Origin of the sequence: Exiguobacterium sp. PFWT01 (genome assembly GCF_018255795.1) — a bacterium.
GTDB lineage: Bacteria > Bacillota > Bacilli > Exiguobacteriales > Exiguobacteriaceae > Exiguobacterium.
In genome coordinates this window covers 869,612-888,006 of the sequence record NZ_CP073755.1, presented here as the reverse complement: position 1 = coordinate 888,006, position 18,395 = coordinate 869,612, and the positions used below count along the sequence as shown (strand labels likewise).

The 18,395-nt window shown below is 51.2% G+C and carries 13 protein-coding genes; 3 read left to right on the top strand and 10 right to left on the bottom strand.

Annotation, left to right across the window (positions count from 1 at the left end):
• Positions 1-16 precede the first annotated feature (16 nt).
• Positions 17-2,428: a 3-hydroxyacyl-CoA dehydrogenase/enoyl-CoA hydratase family protein gene (locus KD909_RS04620; RefSeq protein WP_211782531.1), complete on the bottom strand. Its 2,412-nt coding sequence runs from the start codon at positions 2,426-2,428 to the stop codon at positions 17-19.
• A gap of 214 nt (positions 2,429-2,642) precedes the next feature.
• Between KD909_RS04620 and KD909_RS04615 the strand changes: the two genes are divergently transcribed.
• Entirely contained in the window at positions 2,643-3,545 is a 903-nt protein-coding gene (locus KD909_RS04615; protein ID WP_211782530.1) for an SDR family oxidoreductase, read from the top strand.
• A 137-nt stretch (positions 3,546-3,682) separates the two neighbouring features.
• On the opposite strand, the gene KD909_RS04610 is transcribed toward KD909_RS04615, so the two are convergent.
• From KD909_RS04610 to secA2, 7 genes are all read right to left on the bottom strand, one after another.
• Positions 3,683-4,150: a hypothetical protein gene (locus KD909_RS04610; RefSeq protein ID WP_211782529.1), complete on the bottom strand. Its 468-nt coding sequence runs from the start codon at positions 4,148-4,150 to the stop codon at positions 3,683-3,685.
• Between the two features lie 170 nt (positions 4,151-4,320).
• Entirely contained in the window at positions 4,321-5,238 is a 918-nt protein-coding gene (locus KD909_RS04605) for a proline dehydrogenase family protein (protein WP_211782528.1), read from the bottom strand.
• Between the two features lie 157 nt (positions 5,239-5,395).
• On the bottom strand, positions 5,396-6,067 hold the full coding sequence (locus tag KD909_RS04600; RefSeq protein ID WP_051829405.1) for a PAQR family membrane homeostasis protein TrhA: 672 nt from the start codon (positions 6,065-6,067) through the stop codon (positions 5,396-5,398).
• Between the two features lie 95 nt (positions 6,068-6,162).
• Positions 6,163-7,605, bottom strand: coding sequence for a carbon starvation CstA family protein (locus KD909_RS04595; RefSeq protein WP_159562609.1), 1,443 nt, complete (start codon positions 7,603-7,605; stop codon positions 6,163-6,165).
• Between the two features lie 176 nt (positions 7,606-7,781).
• Positions 7,782-10,067, bottom strand: coding sequence for a bifunctional 2',3'-cyclic-nucleotide 2'-phosphodiesterase/3'-nucleotidase (locus KD909_RS04590; RefSeq protein ID WP_249199080.1), 2,286 nt, complete (start codon positions 10,065-10,067; stop codon positions 7,782-7,784).
• Positions 10,068-10,200: 133 nt separating this feature from the next.
• Entirely contained in the window at positions 10,201-11,004 is an 804-nt protein-coding gene (locus tag KD909_RS04585) for an SLAP domain-containing protein (RefSeq protein WP_211782527.1), read from the bottom strand.
• Positions 11,004-13,370: an accessory Sec system translocase SecA2 gene (gene secA2 / locus KD909_RS04580; protein ID WP_211782526.1), complete on the bottom strand. Its 2,367-nt coding sequence runs from the start codon at positions 13,368-13,370 to the stop codon at positions 11,004-11,006. The genes KD909_RS04585 and secA2 overlap by 1 nt, the downstream gene beginning before the upstream one ends.
• A gap of 253 nt (positions 13,371-13,623) precedes the next feature.
• Between secA2 and KD909_RS04575 the strand changes: the two genes are divergently transcribed.
• Together KD909_RS04575 and KD909_RS04570 are read left to right on the top strand one after the other, a co-directional pair.
• Positions 13,624-14,919, top strand: coding sequence for a Y-family DNA polymerase (locus KD909_RS04575; RefSeq protein WP_211782525.1), 1,296 nt, complete (start codon positions 13,624-13,626; stop codon positions 14,917-14,919).
• On the top strand, positions 14,916-15,245 hold the full coding sequence (locus KD909_RS04570) for a YolD-like family protein (protein WP_012726878.1): 330 nt from the start codon (positions 14,916-14,918) through the stop codon (positions 15,243-15,245). Before KD909_RS04575 ends, KD909_RS04570 begins: the two co-directional genes overlap by 4 nt.
• On the opposite strand, the gene KD909_RS04565 is transcribed toward KD909_RS04570, so the two are convergent.
• Both KD909_RS04565 and KD909_RS04560 read right to left on the bottom strand, forming a co-directional pair.
• Positions 15,242-16,798, bottom strand: a complete 1,557-nt coding sequence (locus KD909_RS04565; RefSeq protein WP_249199079.1) for a SulP family inorganic anion transporter — start codon at positions 16,796-16,798, stop codon at positions 15,242-15,244. The two genes, KD909_RS04570 and KD909_RS04565, sit on opposite strands and share 4 nt — an antisense overlap.
• A gap of 133 nt (positions 16,799-16,931) precedes the next feature.
• On the bottom strand, positions 16,932-18,344 hold the full coding sequence (locus tag KD909_RS04560; protein WP_211782523.1) for an NAD-dependent epimerase/dehydratase family protein: 1,413 nt from the start codon (positions 18,342-18,344) through the stop codon (positions 16,932-16,934).
• Positions 18,345-18,395: the final 51 nt, after the last annotated feature.

Here is an 18,395-nt window from a genome sequence, read left to right as displayed (position 1 = left end):
GTTTTGTCCCCCTTTATCAGTTCCGTAGTGGTTTGCCTTTCACGAGCATGTGTTGCATCCGTTGTTGTGACTTCGGCTCCCCGATGAGGCTTAAGAAAGCTTCGCGCTCGATGTCGAGGAAGTACTGCTCATCGACGAGCGTACCGTATGCCAAATCGCCACCACTGATGACGTGTGCGAGTTTCTTCGCAATTTTCAAATCGTGCTCTGAAATATAACCACCGTAGAACATTTCGTACGCTGCGAGTTCAAGCGTCGCTTTACCCGTTTGACCGACGACCGGTAACTTCTCACGAACCGGTGCCGTGTACCCGTCAGCCAGTTCAAGGACCGTTTGTTTCGCATCGAACGTCAAGTGGTCGCGGTTCATCGAGATGCCGTCGACCGCACGATGGTAACCGAGTGCTTTCGCATCAAATGCCGACTTCGATACTTTCGCCATCGCGATGTTCTCGAACGTCTGTTGCGCAGCCTTCTCGATGTTTTGCATCGATTTTGGTGTCTGCTCAAGGAGTCGACGGTACGTGTTGACGTTTCCACCCCCACCAGGAATGAGGCCGACACCGACTTCGACAAGACCCATGTATGTCTCAAGTGCGGCTTGCATACGGGCTGCCGGTAAGCTGATTTCCGTTCCACCACCGAGCGTCATACCGTACGGTGCAGCAACGACCGGACGACTTGAATAACGAATCTTTTGAACGACTTGTTGGAACTTGTTGATGATCCAATCGAGTTCGAACCAGTTCTCGTCTTCGGCTTCCATGAGCATCATCGCAAGGTTCGCACCGACACAGAAGTTCTTGCCGTCATTGGCAAGGACCATTCCTTTGAAGTCTTGCTCGACACGATCGATCGACTGTTCGATCATCTGCATGATGTCGACACCGATCGCGTTGTTTGGTGATGTGAATTCGAGTGCGACCACGTCATCACCGATATCGACGAGGCGTGCGCCACCATTTTCTAAAATGATGCCGTTTGATTTTGCGAGCGGCTTAAGTTTCAATTCTTTCGGATTGACGGTCTTCTCGACATACGTCTTCGACGCTTTATCGTAATACTGGTCTCCCTTGTAGAATGACGTATTGCCTGCAGCAAGCATCTCATCGATCCATGCCGGGACGTCATAGCCTTCCGCTTTCATACGCTCGACTGATTTCTCAACACCGAGGGCATCCCACATCTCGAACGGTCCAAACTTCCAACCGAAGCCCCACTTCATCGCATCGTCAATCGCAACGATTGTATCGGCAATCTCACCAGTGAGACGTGCCGAGTAAGCGAGCGTCTTCGCCGTGATTGGCCAGAGCAATTGGCCGACGCGACCTTTGTTCAAGATGGCACCTTTCAATTTTGCTTTCGAGCCAGGAAGTGACTTGATTTGATCGAGCTCAGGACCTGTAATCGCTTTCAATTGTTCGTATTCGAACGTCTGAAGATTCAACTCCTGGATGACCTTGCCTTCTTTCTTATAGAAGCCTTGACCAGCCTTTTGTCCGATCCAACCTTTTTCAACGAGTTGCTTCATTTCTGTCGGAACGTCGAACGTGTCCTTCTCTTCCCCTGATTCGAGTGTCTCGTAGACGTTCCCCGCCACGTGGACGAACGTGTCGATTCCGACGACGTCGAGTGTGCGGAAGGTCGCTGATTTTGGACGACCGATGAGTGGACCTGTGATCGAGTCCATCTCTCCGATTGAAGCGTTTTGCTTGAGCATCTCTTCAAACGTGACGAGAAGACCATACGTCCCAATCCGGTTCCCGATGAAGTTCGGTGTGTCTTTTGCTTCGACGACACCTTTGCCGAGACGATCTTCAGCGAAACGTGACATGAAGTCGATGACCGGACGGGCTGTCTTCTCCGTCGGAATGAGTTCGAGCAACTTCAAGTAACGCGGTGGGTTGAAGAAGTGCGTGCCGAGGAAGCGTGATTTCAATCCTTCCGGAAGGGCACTTGCCATCGCTTCGATTGAGATCCCTGACGTGTTCGAGCTGAGAATCGCGTCTTCACGGATGTAAGGTGCAATCTTCTCGAAGAGTTGTTGCTTCACGTCGAGACGTTCGACGACGACTTCGATGACCCAATCCGCTTCTTTCAAACGCTCTAAGTCATCTTCTAAGTTCCCGACTTCGATGAAGTTGAGATGTTCCGCTGTCGCGAGTGGTGCTGGATTTTGTTTCAATAGCTTTTGACGGTTTTCTGAGGCGATGCGATTGCGTACTTCCGGCGACTCGAGCGTCAACCCTTTCGCTTCCTCTTTGGCTGTCAATTCACGTGGTACGATGTCGAGCATGAGCGAACGAATCCCCGCGTTCGCCAAGTGAGCCGCAATCCCCGCCCCCATTACTCCTGAACCGATGACGACCGCAAAACGAATTGAGTTCGTCAAACGGAGGTCGGTTGATTGTTCGATGTGACTCGTCATAGTGTTCCCCCCTAAAATGAGAATGAATAGTGATTCATTTCACGCGTAAAAAAAATCGCAATCACCATCGTGTTTACTCTTCTATCATAAATGAATGAACATTCATTCGCAAGCGTTCATTTTTCAATTTCATTCCATTTTTTGAATGAACGATTAGTTTTTAATGTGTGTGGTATAGACAACAAGAGTCAAATTTAGAAAGGGGAATGTATACATGCATGATAATCGTTTAAACACTGTCGGTAGCCGAAAGGACTTTGAGTCGTTTAAGAAGAAAGCCCAAGAACAGTCGCACCAACCGGGAATCGATTCGAAGATGGAACCTTTCCCGATCTATGAACGGGAAGACTATAAAGGAAGTGACAAGTTAAAAGACAAGATCGCGATCATCACCGGTGGGGATTCCGGGATCGGAAAGTCGGTCGCCATCTTCTTCGCCCATGAAGGTGCGAACTCCGTCATCGTCTATAAGGATCAAAACGAACTCGAGGACGCGGAAGCGACAAAAGAACGTATTGAGGACTTAGGTCAAGCCTGTCTCTTGCTTCAAGGCGATCTCGGAGAATCTTCTTTCTGTCAACGAGTCGTCGAAGAGACGCTCGAGACGTTCGGCCGGATCGACATCCTCGTCAACAACGCCGCCGAGCAGCATCCACAGGAGTCACTCCTCGATATATCAGATGAACAACTCGAGAAGACGTTCCGCACGAATATCTTCAGCATGTTCTACTTAACGAAAGCAGCGCTCCCCTACTTGAAAGAAGGAGCGAGCATCATCAATACGACCTCGATCACAGCCTATGAAGGAAACGACCAATTGATTGACTATGCGTCGACGAAAGGTGCCATCACGGCATTCACCCGCTCGCTCGCCAAAAACTTGGCGGACAAGAAGATTCGCGTCAACGGGGTCGCCCCGGGACCGATTTGGACACCGCTCATCCCGTCAACGTTTGACGCGGAGAAAGTGAAATCGTTCGGCGATTCAGCAGAGATGAAACGACCGGGGCAACCCGCCGAACTCGCACCGGCGTATGTCTATCTCGCAAGCGATGATTCGACATACGTCAGTGGTCAAGTCATCCACGTAAATGGTGGAACCGTGATTAATGGATAATGGATCGAAGACTCAGTTCGTAGCTGAGTCTTCTTTTTGTGCAGTGTGTCCTTTCGGCGCCCATATTGTTAGCAGAAAACTCTGAACCCCATGCAGGAATTAGAATGATAACCGAAGGATTTTTAAACACTTAGTTCTCATTTAAAGTAAAAACCAATTCGCTTAAGATGAAAATTCCTTACTCTTTTTATCTCATTCAAAAATTCATGATTAGAATCCAAAAATTTGTCTTTAGAAGTTATCTGGGACTCCTCGTTGCCATATAAAGTTGAAAATTCGAAGTGAACATCCTCTTGATACTTCCAAAGAATATTTAACAAACTTTCTTCGACTAAATGTCGATTCTTAGAAAAGATTTCGTCAATAGCTACCAAATCATCTGCGGATAGCCCTTCATAGCTAAACCCATCATTAACAGCTTCTTTTTCTATTTTAACTATAATAGGGTTATAAACTTCTTCAATAGCTTTTTCAGAAAGCTTCATAGAATAATCTACTTGTTTGTTTTTTAAATAATACCTTGCTGTCAAAAATGCTGCTAATCCAACCGTTATGATTGGAGAAAGGATTTTACTTAATTCCAATACAATTTCGATATTTGTCATAGAACATTTCTTCCTTTCAACGCCTTAATATTTTTTAATATATTTCAATTTGATATTGAGTAAAAAAATGGTTTGGTTCTATTTTAAAGAACCAAACCATTTTGATCTCACAACTTTACACTGACATCTATTTTTTTTCACGATATCAAGTAAAATACTATGAGTTTCACTTACTTCTTCACCATTCCCTTTAACACGAACGCCACGTTTGCCGGACGTTCCGCGAGACGGCGCATGAAGTAACCGTACCAGTCACGACCGTATGGCACGTAGACACGGACTTTGTATCCTTGGCGCACGAGCTCGAGTTGACGCTCGACACGGATCCCGTATAACATCTGGAACTCGAACTGGTCGAGTGGAATGTTGTTCTCTTTGACGTGCTCGATGATGGCGTCAATCATATGGTCATCGTGTGTCGCGATGGATGCGTAGTTCCCGTTCGCAAGATGGAGTTTGACGAGCTTCACGTAGTTATGGTCCACGTCCTCTTTTTCAGGGAACGCGACCGTCGCCGGCTCTTTATATGCCCCTTTGACGATGCGGAGGTTCGGCTTGAGCGGCGCAAGATGATTGATGTCATCTTCCGAGCGGTACAAGTACGACTGGATGACCGTTCCGAGACCGTCAAATTCAGACTTCAGCTTTTTGAACAATTCGAGCGTCTTTTCACAACGCTGCTCATCTTCCATATCGATGGCCACAAAGACCCCGACTCGTTGTGCGACCGTCAAAATTTGACGCATGTTGTCTTCAATCAACTCGTCCGAGATATCGAATCCGAGTGATGTCAGCTTGAGTGACATATAGGCGTCTAATTGCTCTTCTGCCATAATTTCAATCGCACGCATGATCTCGTCGCGATTCGTATTCGCCTCTTCGACCGTCTTAATAAATTCCCCGAGATGATCGACCGTGACCGACAACCCTTTCGCGTTGAGTTCGCGAATCGTCGGGACAGAAGCCTTAAAGTTTTCCCCTGCTACAAAGCGTGATGCACCAAATCGTAGGCCATATTTCTTTGCCAAACTGTTGAGTGTTTTGTTTTGTGACATGTAGATAAATCCATCGCGCAACACTTTTTCCATCTGATTTTCCCCCTTACTTTTACACCCATCTATCTCTATGATGATGTCTGCAATTATTATGACACACAAACGTCATTTCGTCTGTATTTTTGTAACCGTTTGCAGCACTTTCTTCCCAACTTTTCAAAAAAGACAGGCGCCCCGTAGGACGGCTGTCTTATAGGCTTGTCGAAGGTGCGACATAGAGTAAAATACTGAGGAAGATGAACACGCTTCCCGCTAGGACGAACAGGTGCCAAATGGCATGGTTGAACGGCAGTTTTTGCCATACATAAAACACGATGCCGACCGAATAGGCGATCCCCCCTGCGAGGAGAAGCATGAACCCTTGATGACCGAGTGATTCATATAACGGACGGATGGCGATGATGCAGATCCAACCAAGTGCGAGGTAAGTCACATTGGACACCCACATGTACTTGCCGGTCGAAAACAGTTTCCACACGATTCCGAGAATCGCGACACCCCAAACGATTCCGAATAGCGTCCAACCGAGCGTCCCGTGAAGTGTCACGAGCGCAAACGGTGTATAACTTCCGGCGATGAGTAAGTAAATCCCCGCATGGTCGAACACTTGCAGCACCCGTTTCGCCCGTGGATGCGGGATGGCGTGCATGAGTGTCGAGAAGAGATAAAGTAAAATCATCGATGCCCCGAATACACTGACCGCGGTGACGTTCCACGTGCTCCCACTCTCTGTGGCGCTCATGACGAGCAGGACGAGGGCGACGATGCTGAAGATGACTCCTAAGCCGTGCGTGATCGCGCTCGCAATTTCTTCCCCGAGCGTGTCGGCATGGAGCATCTCTTTGAGTTGTTCTTGTTTCATGTGCTCCCACCTTCCGTAACTGTTCCTTCTAGTATGGACATTTCCCGATGTTAACGCAATCAAAAACACGGGCTACCGATTAGCCCGTGTCGAGATTATGCGACTTCTTTCACCGGAACGTCACATTCCATTTGTGCTGCCCGCATCGCGCGTGCCCGTTTGTGGAACAAGACGAGAAGCGTCAACGTTCCGAGTGTCGAGATGACGTACGGAAGAACTCCGTCCAGCTTGAAGCCGATCGGCGCCGTCAAAATGTAGAACCAGACTGCATACAACATGAACGTCCCCGGAAGGAGCGCGATGTAGTGGTTTTTCCCTTTAATGTAAAGGTACATCGCCCCGACGAACAGTGCGATGACCGCCGTCGTCTGGTTCGCCCAGTTAAAGTATTGCCAAAGCATTTGGAAGTCCATGTTCGTGAGCACGTATGAGATCGCGAAGAGTGGAAGCGCGATCCAAAGACGTGACGAGAACTTCTTCTGTGCGATCGACATGTAGTCCGCGATAATCATCCGTGCGCTACGGAATGCCGTATCTCCTGACGTGATTGGTAAGACGATGACTCCAAGAATCGCGAGTGTCCCGCCGATGCTGCCGAGCATGAGTGTCGCCACTTCTTGCACGACGAGTGCCGGAGTGCCCGCACTGATGAGTCCAAGCAATTCACCTGGCTCAAAGATGGCCATCGCCGCTCCAGCCCAAATCATCGCGATGACCGCTTCGGCGATCATCATGCCGTAGAAGATTTCACGGCCGTTGCTTTCTTTCATCGTCGTCCGCGAGATGATCGGCGACTGTGTCGCATGGAAACCAGAGAGTGCCCCACATGAGATGGTAAAGAAGAGGAGCGGCCAGATTGGCAAGCCGTCCGGATGCATGTTCGTCAATGTCATCTCTGGAATCTGATATCCTTGAGCGAACAAACTGACCGCGATCCCGATGGCACTGATGACGAGTAGTGCCCCGAAGAACGGGTAGATGCGTCCGATGATCTTATCGACCGGGAGAAGCGTCGCCAAGATGTAGTAAGCGAACACAGCGAAGATGACGATGGTGAGCGTCGTTGCATTCCCATCGAACAAGTTGTTGATCATGTTACTCGGAGACGTGACGAACACCGTCCCGACAAGAAGTAAAAGTAAAAGTGCAAATCCATTGACGATATGGCGAAGTGAACGTCCGAGAAACTTCTCCGCTAGTTGTGGCAAGTGTGCCCCGTTATTTCGAAGGGAAATCATTCCTGTCAAATAGTCATGAACCGCACCGGCAAAGATCGATCCGAACACGATCCAAAGGAAGGCGACCGGTCCGTAGAGCGCCCCCATAATCGGTCCAAAGATTGGTCCGACACCGGCGATGTTGAGCAATTGAATCATCGAGTTCCGTTTTTTGCCCATCGGCACGTAGTCGATGCCGTCCTGAGACGCATAGGCGGGCGTCGTCCGCTCTTCCTTGATGCCGAACGTTTTCTCAACGTAACGACCGTATACCAAATACCCGACCAAAAGTAGTGCGAGTGCGACGAAGAATGTAATCATCTGTCAGTCCCCTTTTCCGTACATATGTAGCCGAAACCCCATCAGCTCTTCGGTTTACACGTGTCATGTAACCGATTACATGTTTGATTATACAAGAAGAACCTATGGAATGTAAGGGTTTTCATTCACATTTTTGCCACAAAAAATGAGCCCCCATTCAGGAAGCTCATTTCTAATTAACGAAGCGCTGGTTCACCGATGTGGCCGGCACCGACGACTTTCATTTCTGACTTCGTCTGACCGTCTTTTTCACTGGCGACTTCGACTGTTTGGCGAAGCTTGAGCGGTTTGACAGACAGTACATATTCACCATCCTCGTTTGCGACCGTCTCAGCCAATACGAGATTGCCGTCGCGAAGTGTCACGTCAGCTCCAGGAGCCGTCTTACCCGTCACGCGTTTTGAACCCGGTTTGATCGTGTCTACTGTGAGAGTCAACACGAACTCTGGTGCTGTCGGCTCGAGACCGAGCGTATACGTCCGGAAGAGACGACCTGCTGCATCTTGACGCGTCGCGTCCGTCGCTTCGATTCCTTCGTAAAGGTTCAAGTACTGCTTCCCTGTATCCGCTGTCTCAAATGTCACCGAACGCTTCGCGTCTGCGACAATCTTCCAGTTGTTGTCGGCTTTGTAGTCCAACTTGTCTTTACTTTCGACAATGTAGTCCGAGATGACGTTACGTGTCTCATACGCTGAGCGATAGACGATGTTCTTCCCGCCACCAAGACCTGGGAATGTTGAAGAACCTGCGCGATAGTTGTTCGTCGCGACCAAGAACTCTTGGTCCATCTTGATCGGTTGTCCATTGTACTCGACGTTCTTCACGCGATTCGCGTTTTCGTTGACGAGCTTTCCGCCGACATCGAACTTCGCAGGACCCGTGACATCGATCTCATACGTCAAACCGTCGAGAACATCGAAGTTGTAGCTACGGAATTGAAGGTTGAGTAAGTTTTCGCCGTCTTCTTCAATCTGATCAAACGCACCCGCTGACATCTCGAGCCAATCCATGACATCTTTCCCTGTCACTTTGACGACTTCGAGCGTGTTCGGATACACGTAAAGGTCCGCGACGTTTTTCAAAGCGATTTGCCCTTTCGGGATATTCGTATAGTAGCTCGCGTCCGTCAATTCACGTCCACCCGCTTTAAACGGCGCCCCCGCTGACAAAAGTGGCAACTCTTTATATGCGGAAAGTTCCGGGTTCGTCTCAAGCTCTTTCTCGACATACCACTTCTGCGCATTCGTCACGAACTGAACCGATGCATCGTCACGGACGAGTGCGAAGTAGCTTTGGATGTCATCTTGAATCTCACCGACCGGTTGGTTGATATAGTCGATTGTCGCCAAATGGTCATCTTCGATCAACGCTTGAATCGTCGGGTCGACCACCGTATCAGCCGTCACCGTATCGAGTGCTGCTGACGCATCTACGATTTGCCACTTGCCGTCTACGAGTTCAAGTTCGAAGTCGATGACGCCGAGGTCCTTCCCTTGGTTGTTCGCCATGACGACCGGTTTGCCATTGATTGTCCCCTTCGTCATATCGACGTTCGGGAACGAAGCGAACATGCCTTTCGCATCCGGGAAGCGACCGTGTTGGTGTCCCGTCATGACCATGTCGAGCCCGTCAATCTTCGTGAGTGCGTAACCGACGTTCTCTTCGCTGTCGAGTTGCTCATCCGCGAACGCTGCACTGTCACCAATCCCTGAGTGCGCGAGGGCGACGACGACGTCTGCTCCCTGGCCTTTTAATTTTTGTACTGCTTCACGTGCGGATGGGATGATATCCTCTGCCGTCACACGACCTTGAAGGTTCCCCGAATCCCATGACATGATTTTCGGAGGGACGACTCCGAATACGCCGACTTTGATCGTATGTGTTTCCCCATCCTGGTCTGTGACCGTTCGTTCGATGATTTGGACCTCTTGTCCATCCACGTTGAACTTCGAGACGATCGGGTTGCCTTCTAAATCTTTGACGTTCGAGTTGACGAAACGCAGTTTCCCTTTTGACCCCTCCATCGCGTTGTATAAGAATTCGAGACCAAAGTTGAATTCATGGTTCCCGAGTGTGACGGCATCGTAGTTGAGTGCCGCCATCGCCTTGTACATCGGATGTTCGAACGCTTCATTTTTCCCAGCTTGGCTCTCACGGACGTAATCACCGAACGGTGTCCCCTGAATCGTATCCCCGTTATCGAACAAGAATGTGTTCGTTTCCCCAGCGGTTGCACGATGTTCCTTGATGAGTGTCGCGACTTTCGTCAATCCGATTGTGTTATCGACCTTGTCTTGGAAGTAGTCGTAGTTCGTGATGTTCGTATGTAAGTCTGTCGTCTCTAAGAAACGGAGCTTGACGATATCCTCGTCCACTTCTGCCAAGACGTTCGGTGCCTGTAGCGGCAAAACGGTTGGTAACACGAGCGCGGTCACGATCGACCATTTCAATGCAGTTTTCATGTGATTGTCCCCTTTTTCTGGTTGATCATTGTCTAACCATATTCAATATAACACCACGCTCATTGACCTTCTATATTAATTTCCGAATAAAAAAGACCTAATTCCCTTTATAGAAATTAGGTCCATCCTCCTATCATTGTTTAATCCGAACGGTGAACGGTCCATCACCTTCAATTTCTTCAAACGTGACCACTACCGGGTACGCGTGTTTCCCGTGTATTGGTTCTTCGAGACGAATCATCTTGAAGCCGACGACATCCTCTCCGCTCACGAGTTCAAGCGGGAGTTTCTCAACGTTCAAGTGACGGTCATATCCGTTGCGGAGGAGAATCGTCGCCTTAACGTCCGTCTCTTCTTTCTCCACAGACACAAGCATCAAGTTGAATTCATTCTCTCCGACCGGTGGCGTCGAAATGTTCGTCCGCATGAGCTGTCTCCATTCTGATAATGAAAACTGTGCTCTCATTTCGTCTGAAATCACTTGCAACGGATCAATCGGATTCATTTGGAAGACGAGCCGCAGTGTATCACTTAATTCGACCTCACTAAAAAGTTCATTAGGAAAGAAATGAAGATATACCGGTTTACTCGTCCATGGTTCAAACTTTGGTAAATCAATACGGCTTAAAACTTTTCGACCAAGTGGAAGATGATGTTCATCAAGTAATAAAACTGGAAGTTCATCGATTTCAAAAGAGCTCGGCAGTGTATTTCGGAATAAAGCAACGGTAGACATCCCTTCATCTATACGTTCAGCGTGCAAAAGTTCGATTGACACTTGATTTTCCATTAGATTTGGGAGTCGTTTCGCATGGTAACGGAAGACGTACTCATCCTCTTTCGGGATCCCCATCGCGTCGTCGATGACGAGCGTCAATTGGCGTCCTTCCTCTTTATTTCCTGTCTCAATCTGTTTACGTTTACGAAATCCTAACATTATACTTCCTCCTCTGCCATCTCGGCGAAGTAGCGGTCGAGCTGGCATAGTTCCGTCGTGACATCCCGGGCGATATTGATATACGTCTGTTCGAAGATTTCCAGTCCTTCTTTTCCGAACTGACGGCTCGGGTCTTCCTGACCGTAGCTGCGAAGCCCGATCCCTTCTTTCAATCCGCTCATCGTCGTCAAATGATCCGTCCACTTCATGTCGACGGCGCGGAGAAGCGACTCTTTCGCGAAGAGGACGATATCGTCCTGTTCGAGGCGCGACGCCGTCGTAGCGATGATCGCCTCCATCCAGTCGTTTAAAGCATCCTTCAGTTCACGCGTATCGGCGATGTCATTCGCCCATGTCGGCTCTTGCATCGTCAAGTAGCGCAAGTCTTCTTTCAACTCATCGATCGGCCATTCCTCTGGTACGAGTTCATCCGACACATGCATATCGATGCTGTTCTCGAGGGCGAGACGCATCATACCGAGGACGTTTTTCGTGATGGCATCCGCATCGGCATTGACGGCCTGGTTACGAATCGTATAGATGATATTCCGTTGTTCGTTCAAGACGTCATCGAGTTTGAACAAGTAGTCTCGAATCGAGACGCCGAGTCCTTCGATCGTCGTCTGCGCATATTCGATGATCTCGATTGCATCTTTCGACGAGACTTCACCTGTCGCGCTCGGCTTCAACTTTTTCTCCACGCGTTCTAGTTTCTGCGCCGCATAACGTTTCACGATCTCATCTTCGAGCGAGACGAAGAACTCGGTCGCACCCGGGTCGCCTTGACGCCCCGAACGACCGCGGAGCTGGTTGTCGACACGTTTTGACTCGTGGCGCTCCGTCCCGATGACGAAGAGACCGCCCGCTTCCTTCGCTTTTGCGTCGAGCGTGATGTCCGTCCCACGTCCGGCCATGTTCGTCGCAATCGTCACTTTTCCGAATTGACCGGCGTCTGCGATGATATCCGCTTCCTGAGCGACCGTCTTCGCGTTCAACACGTCATGCTCGATCCGCTTCTTCTTCAAGTGCTTGCTGATGGCTTCCGATTGTGCGATCGAGGTCGTCCCGATTAAGACCGGACGTCCCGTCGCATGTAGTTCCGCCACTTTCTCAGTGACCGCCGCATACTTTTGCTCGGTCGTCATGAAGATGCGGTCCGGATGGTCGACACGCTGACGTTCGCGGTTCGTCGGCACTTGGACGACGTCCATGTTGTACGTCTTCAAGAACTCTTGACGTGACGTCTGAGCCGTCCCCGTCATCCCCCCAACGAGCGGATACATCCGGAAATAGTGCTGAATCGTGATCTCCGCCGTCGTCTTGTTCTCTTCGGTGATGGGGACGCCTTCTTTCGCCTCGAGCGCCTGATGCAACCCTTCCGACAGGCTTCGTCCTTCCATGATGCGTCCCGTGAACAAGTCGATGAGTTCGATCTTGTCTTCACGCACGATATAGTCGACGTCAAGTTCGAACAAGACGTTCGCACGGAGCGCCTGGACGAGATAGTGATAGAGCACCTGGTGTGAAGCGCTGAACAGGTTATCGATGGCGAACAGCTCTTCAATCTTGACGATTCCTTCTTCCGTGAACGTTGCAGATTTCGACTCGAGGTCGACCTCGTAGTCAGTCTCCTCGAACTCTGAAATGATCTGTTGCGCCAACTGTTTCAAGCGGATATGTGACCGGTCCTTCTGCGCGATGATGAGCGGCGTCTTCGCCTCATCGATCAAGATGCTGTCGACTTCATCGACGATGGCGAAATGGAACGGACGTTGGACCCGTTCTTCCGGCTTATGGACAAGGTTGTCACGCAAGTAGTCGAATCCGAACTCTGTCCCGACCCCATACGTGATATCCGCCTGATATGCGGAACGCTTCTCGTCCGCTTCGATTTCCGGGACATTCAAGCCGACCGTCAACCCAAGGAAGTCGTGAATCTTCCCAATTTGTTCCGCGTCACGTCTCGCCAAATAATCGTTCACCGTGATGACGTGGACGCCTTTTCCTTCGAGCGCCTTGACGTAACTCGGCAAAGCGGCGACGAGCGTCTTCCCTTCCCCCGTCGGCATCTCCGAGATGTTCCCTTCGAGGAGTGCGAACCCACCGATGAGCTGGACGTCATAGTGACGCATGCCGAGCACACGGATTGACGCTTCGCGGACGAGAGCGAACCCTTCTTCCGCGATGTCATCCACTTTCTTTCCATCCAAGAGACGTGCTTTGAGCGTCTCCGTATATGTACGCATCTCGTCATCCGAGAGGGCTTTCATCGTTGTCTCTAATTCATTAATACGCGCGACCCGTCGTTCGTATGCTTTCAAACGCCGGCTTTGATCATTCGTTAACTGTTTTACAAATTGGATCACACTAATAGCCTCCATCTTTCTATCAATTCATCACTTACATACCCGTCTATTATAACGAAAATCGAACCAATTCGGAGACTTTTTTACGAAAACTTCCTAAAAGTTGGTTTTTAGACACGTGAAAACCTATAAATTTTGGTTAATTTTCAAAAAGTATTTGTAAAAATATTTTCAATTCACTATTTGAGATGACGTGAGACCGTGTTACGATGAAAAAAACAGAACATTTGTTCGTAAAAAAGGAGTGGTGACGATGCGCAGACGAATCTTTTGTATCGACAGCGTCTCGTTCTATGCCAGTTGCGAGTGTGCCGCGCGCAACAAAAATCCTTATCAGACGAAGCTCGTCGTCCTCTCGAACCTACAGGACAGCGGGGCACTCGTCCTCGCCGCGACCCCGAAGATGAAGCAGCTCGGCATCAAGACCGGGGCACGCCGCTTCCACATCGACCGCCTCCCGTGGCACGAACGACGGGATGTTTTGTATGCCGAGGCGCGGATGAGTCATTATTTGAACGTCTCCATTCAAATCATCCACATCCTCCATCAGTTCGCCCCGCCCGAGGCGATTCGTGTCTATTCGATCGATGAGACGCTCGTCGACATGAGCGGGACGGAGCGGCTGTTCGGAAGTGACGAGCACGTCGCCCACCTCATGCGTGCGACGATTTTTCGCTATACAGGCATTCCCGTCACCATCGGCATCGGTCCGAACAACGTCCTCGCCAAGCTCGTCCTCGATTTGCATGCGAAAAAGAAAGGCGTCGCCACGTGTCTCCTCCATGACGTCGAACGGCTCATCCACCCGGCGCCGATTGAGAAGATGTGGGGCGTCGGCACGAAGATGGCGGTCCACCTTCAGCGGCTCGGCATCTGGACAATCGGGGACTTGGCCCGCTACCCACTCGAATCCCTTCATGAAAAGTTCGGTGTCATTGGTGCAGAACTTTGGCATCACGCCTGGGGCATCGACGAGTCGCCAACCATCCTGCCGGCGAGCTCCTTGTTCGGTGCGAAACGGATGCGACCGAAGTCGATTGGACACGGTATCACCCTCATGAAAGACTACACGACGTATTCCGCAATTCGGCTCGTCTTACAAGCGATCGCGGTCGAAGTCGGCATGCGAACCAGGCAAGCGGGACTCGTCGGAGGGACGATCCATCTCGGGGTGCGCTATACGCGGACGAGCGACCGGGGTGGCTTCAGTAAACAAAAGAAGCTCCCCCGCTTCACAGCGGACGAGCAAGAGTTTCTCCCGATCTTATTGCAGCTATTTTTAGACGGCTGGGAAGAGACGGAGGCCGTCCGTTACGTCTCGGTCGCTCTCGGCAAGCTCGAGCCACGGAGCGACCACGTCCAGTTATCCTTTTTTGAAGACGAATGGGCGAAGGCGAAACGGCTCGACTTCCTCGATTTGATTGACGGCCTGAATGTCCGGTTCGGTCGCGGCACGATCCGACCGGCATCGAGCCTACTAAAAGACAGTCCGCTCCGGACGCGCCAACGTCTAATCGGCGGACATAAACAAGGAGGCGATTCCTCATGAGCAAGACCCGCTATCGTGACCGGGGTGAGTTAAAATGGATCCCATTTCTCATGCCCGAGCACGTCGCCCTACTGAAACGTTATTATGCCCAAATCCAAAAGATTGAGCTGCCCGACTTGGACGAACAGCTCCTCTACCTCTGGCAAACCGAGCTCGAACGGGCCATCCGTGAAGGAGACCAAGTCGAGGTGACCTTGTTCGTAGACGGCTTGACGACAAGCATGCGCGGCTACGTCCATGCCATCTATTACGCCGAGCGCGAGGTCGAGCTGTTCGATGGCAAGGTGCGCCGCGTCCCGTTCGGAGATATCTTGTCCGTTCGTTAAGATGCCTCGATCGCTTCCTGGGTCGTCTCGAACGTTTCAATCCCGTCGAGTAGCCCATAGTGAGCAAGCGTCGCGCGGACCGATGGCGACAAGTGCGCGAAGATGACATGCCGGTCGGCTACTTTCAGCTCGGTGATGACACGCCGCAACTCTTCGACCGCGGTCACGTCGATGACCGGACAGCGGTGAAAGTTGAAGATGAACACGTTCGGTTCCCGATGGATGTGGTGGAGGACGTGCTCGAACAACTCGACCGCACCGAAGAAGAGCGGACCTTCGACACTGAAGACAATTTGCCCGTCTCGCGTGACGTACCGTTCTGTCCGTTCGCGCACATCAATCGTATCAGCCATTCGTTTCGCGAAGAGCGCGAGCGCACAGATGACGCCGACCTCGACGGCGACGACCAAGTCGACGAATACCGTCAATAGTAGCGTGACGAGAAGGACGAGTGACTCGGATGAACGATGACGTAACATCGCCATCACGTGATGACGCTCGGACATGTTCCAAGCGACACGCATCAAGATCGGAGCGAGTGCGGCGAGCGGCACGTAACTCGCAAACGGCGCGAGGACGAGGACCGCAACAAGCACCGTGATCCCATGGATGACACCGGCACGTCGACTGACCGCTCCGGCCTGAATGTTTGTCGCCGTCCGAGCGATGGCACCTGTCGAAGGGATCCCACCGAAGAACGGTGTGATCACGTTCGCAAGCCCTTGCCCGAACAGTTCCTTGTCTGGCTTCATCTTCGTCCCCGCCATCCCATCGGCGACCGTTCCCGAAAGAAGTGACTCGAGCGCACCGAGGAAGGCGATGGCGAACGCGGACGGAAGGAGCGTGGTGATCAAGTCGACGTCAATCGCGAGCCAGTTGAATGTCGGCAGTCCGCTTGGGATACCGCCGTAGGCACTCCCGATGGTCGCGACCTCACCCGGGATGAGGAGACTGACGAACGTCGGGACAAGCATCGCCATGAGTAAGAGCGGTAAACGAAACGGCAGCTTCGGAACGAGCCAAAGCGTCAAAAAGCCAATTCCGGCAATGACAATCGGCCAAGGGCTCGCTTCGGGCAACGCTTGACCGAGACGAAGCAAGTTCTCGTGAAAATGTGGTGCCTTCTCAAACGTGACCCCGAACAACTCATCGAGCTGGTCGACGAAGATGACGACAGCAATACCGGCCGTGAAACCGATGGTCACGGCCCGGGGCATGAAGCGGATGAGCCGTCCGACCCGGAGCACGCTCATGAGGAGCAGCAAAATTCCGGCGAGGACGGTCGTGACGAGTAACCCTTCATATCCATATGCGAGGACGACACCCGAGACGATTGGGATGAACGCTCCCGTCGGTCCGGCAATCTGGAACGTCGAACCCCCGAACAGGCTGACGAGGATTCCGGCGAAGATGGACGTGTAGAGCCCATACACCGGCGGGACTCCCGAGGCGATGGCAAATGCCATGGCGAGCGGGATGGCGACGACGCCAACTGTAATTCCGGCCGAGATGTCCTTTTGCCACATCTCACGTGTGGAGAGTGAGTCTTGCATCATACATTCCTTCTTTCCAATCAGTTCAAAAACGAGTTCAGTGTACGCCTGGAAAGATAGCTTGTAAACGGATTGAGAAAAACGTTAACAGAATGTACAAAAGAAAAAGACGCACCTTTCGATGCGCCTCACGTCAATTCGTCGGAGCCTCTACGACTTGATCGCCATCTTCCGCGTCTTTCGCCAGCAACTTCACATGACGACCGAATAACCACATAACGACGAGATGGGCTTTCGCCTGTGTCTTCGTATAGAACCACCACGGGAGGGCCGGTACGAACTCATGGATGGCGACGAGTCCTTCATCCGACTCCGATAATCGCCGGAACTCGAGACGCCCTGTCTGATCCTCTTCACTTAACTTGACGAACTTGCCCCCGTCAATCGCAAAGGATGCCATATCGTCCGTCGCTTCCTGTTCAAGCGATAGATGAAGTGCGACAAACGAAGGATCGAGCAGCGCAATCTCCCAATCATCGTCTTCTTTCGTCGTCTGAATGAGCGGATACATAAAACGACCGAGCCACTCGAAGTACGTGTCCGCCATCCAAAGCGCCGACTTCTCTTTCGGCAGACCGAACCGCTGAATCGAGCGGACCGTATACGATTTCGGTTGCTTTTTCTTCTTACCTCCCGAGGACTGTTTCTCCTCTTCCTCAAGCGCATGTTCGACCGCCTCTTTGAACGGAATCTCTCCTTGGCCGATACCTTCGACCGTGTCTTCTGCGACCATCGCGTGTCCCATGCTCTCGACGAGCGGATAGACGGTCGCCTTCGGTTCACCCGTGACCGCCATGACCCACAGCCGCGACAGTTTGATTGTCGGGAACGGGAAGTCGATCAAGACACGACGCTTGTCCATGACTTCGGCCGTCTGCTCGATCATCTTCCGATACGTCATCACCTCAGGACCTCCGATGTCGATATGACGGTCGTAGAGCGACTCGGCACCGACGACCGAGATGAGCGCCTGAACGGCTTCCCGGATGTCGATCGGGTGTGTTTCCGTCTTCGTCCAGCGTGGCAAGATCATCGTCGGCAATCGTTTGACGAGCTTCGCTAAAATCGGGAACGACGAACCTTCCGGACCAATGATCAGTCCAGCCCGAATCGTTGTTACCGGTACTCCTTGTCCGCCGAGGATGCGTTCGACTTCGAGTCGACTCTTCAAATGACGCGACAACGTCTTTTCTTGTTTCGGGATGATCCCGCTCAAATAGACAATCTGTTCGATGTCGTTCGCCTTCGTCGCCCGGGCAAAGTTGTCCGCAATGAGCGCGTCCATGTCCTCGAACGTCGCTTGCGTCAAGCCGCCGTCCGGAATCATCGAGTGCACGAGGAACATCGCGTAATCCGCGCCCTCACATGCTTCTTTTGTTGCCTCATATGAAAACAAATCACAGGCACGCCACGTGATATGGGCCTCATCTTCTTTATTCTTCGTCGATCGCGATAACGCGATGATGTCATACTCTTCCTTCAGCTGCTCCATCACGTTCGAGCCGATATAGCCGCTCGCCCCCGCAATGACAATCGTTTTTCGCATAATGGTCACTCCCCTAATTATTCGCATAGAGGTAATGTACCCTTCTTTTTT

Coding starts and splice junctions, on each gene's coding strand:
- KD909_RS04620 (WP_211782531.1), bottom strand. CDS start 2,428: ATGACGAGTCACATCGAACAATCAACCGACCTCCGTTTGACGAACTCA.
- KD909_RS04615 (WP_211782530.1), top strand. CDS start 2,643: ATGCATGATAATCGTTTAAACACTGTCGGTAGCCGAAAGGACTTTGAG.
- KD909_RS04610 (WP_211782529.1), bottom strand. CDS start 4,150: ATGACAAATATCGAAATTGTATTGGAATTAAGTAAAATCCTTTCTCCA.
- KD909_RS04605 (WP_211782528.1), bottom strand. CDS start 5,238: ATGGAAAAAGTGTTGCGCGATGGATTTATCTACATGTCACAAAACAAA.
- KD909_RS04600 (WP_051829405.1), bottom strand. CDS start 6,067: ATGAAACAAGAACAACTCAAAGAGATGCTCCATGCCGACACGCTCGGG.
- KD909_RS04595 (WP_159562609.1), bottom strand. CDS start 7,605: ATGATTACATTCTTCGTCGCACTCGCACTACTTTTGGTCGGGTATTTG.
- KD909_RS04590 (WP_249199080.1), bottom strand. CDS start 10,067: ATGAAAACTGCATTGAAATGGTCGATCGTGACCGCGCTCGTGTTACCA.
- KD909_RS04585 (WP_211782527.1), bottom strand. CDS start 11,004: ATGTTAGGATTTCGTAAACGTAAACAGATTGAGACAGGAAATAAAGAG.
- KD909_RS04575 (WP_211782525.1), top strand. CDS start 13,624: ATGCGCAGACGAATCTTTTGTATCGACAGCGTCTCGTTCTATGCCAGT.
- KD909_RS04570 (WP_012726878.1), top strand. CDS start 14,916: ATGAGCAAGACCCGCTATCGTGACCGGGGTGAGTTAAAATGGATCCCA.
- KD909_RS04565 (WP_249199079.1), bottom strand. CDS start 16,798: ATGCAAGACTCACTCTCCACACGTGAGATGTGGCAAAAGGACATCTCG.
- KD909_RS04560 (WP_211782523.1), bottom strand. CDS start 18,344: ATGCGAAAAACGATTGTCATTGCGGGGGCGAGCGGCTATATCGGCTCG.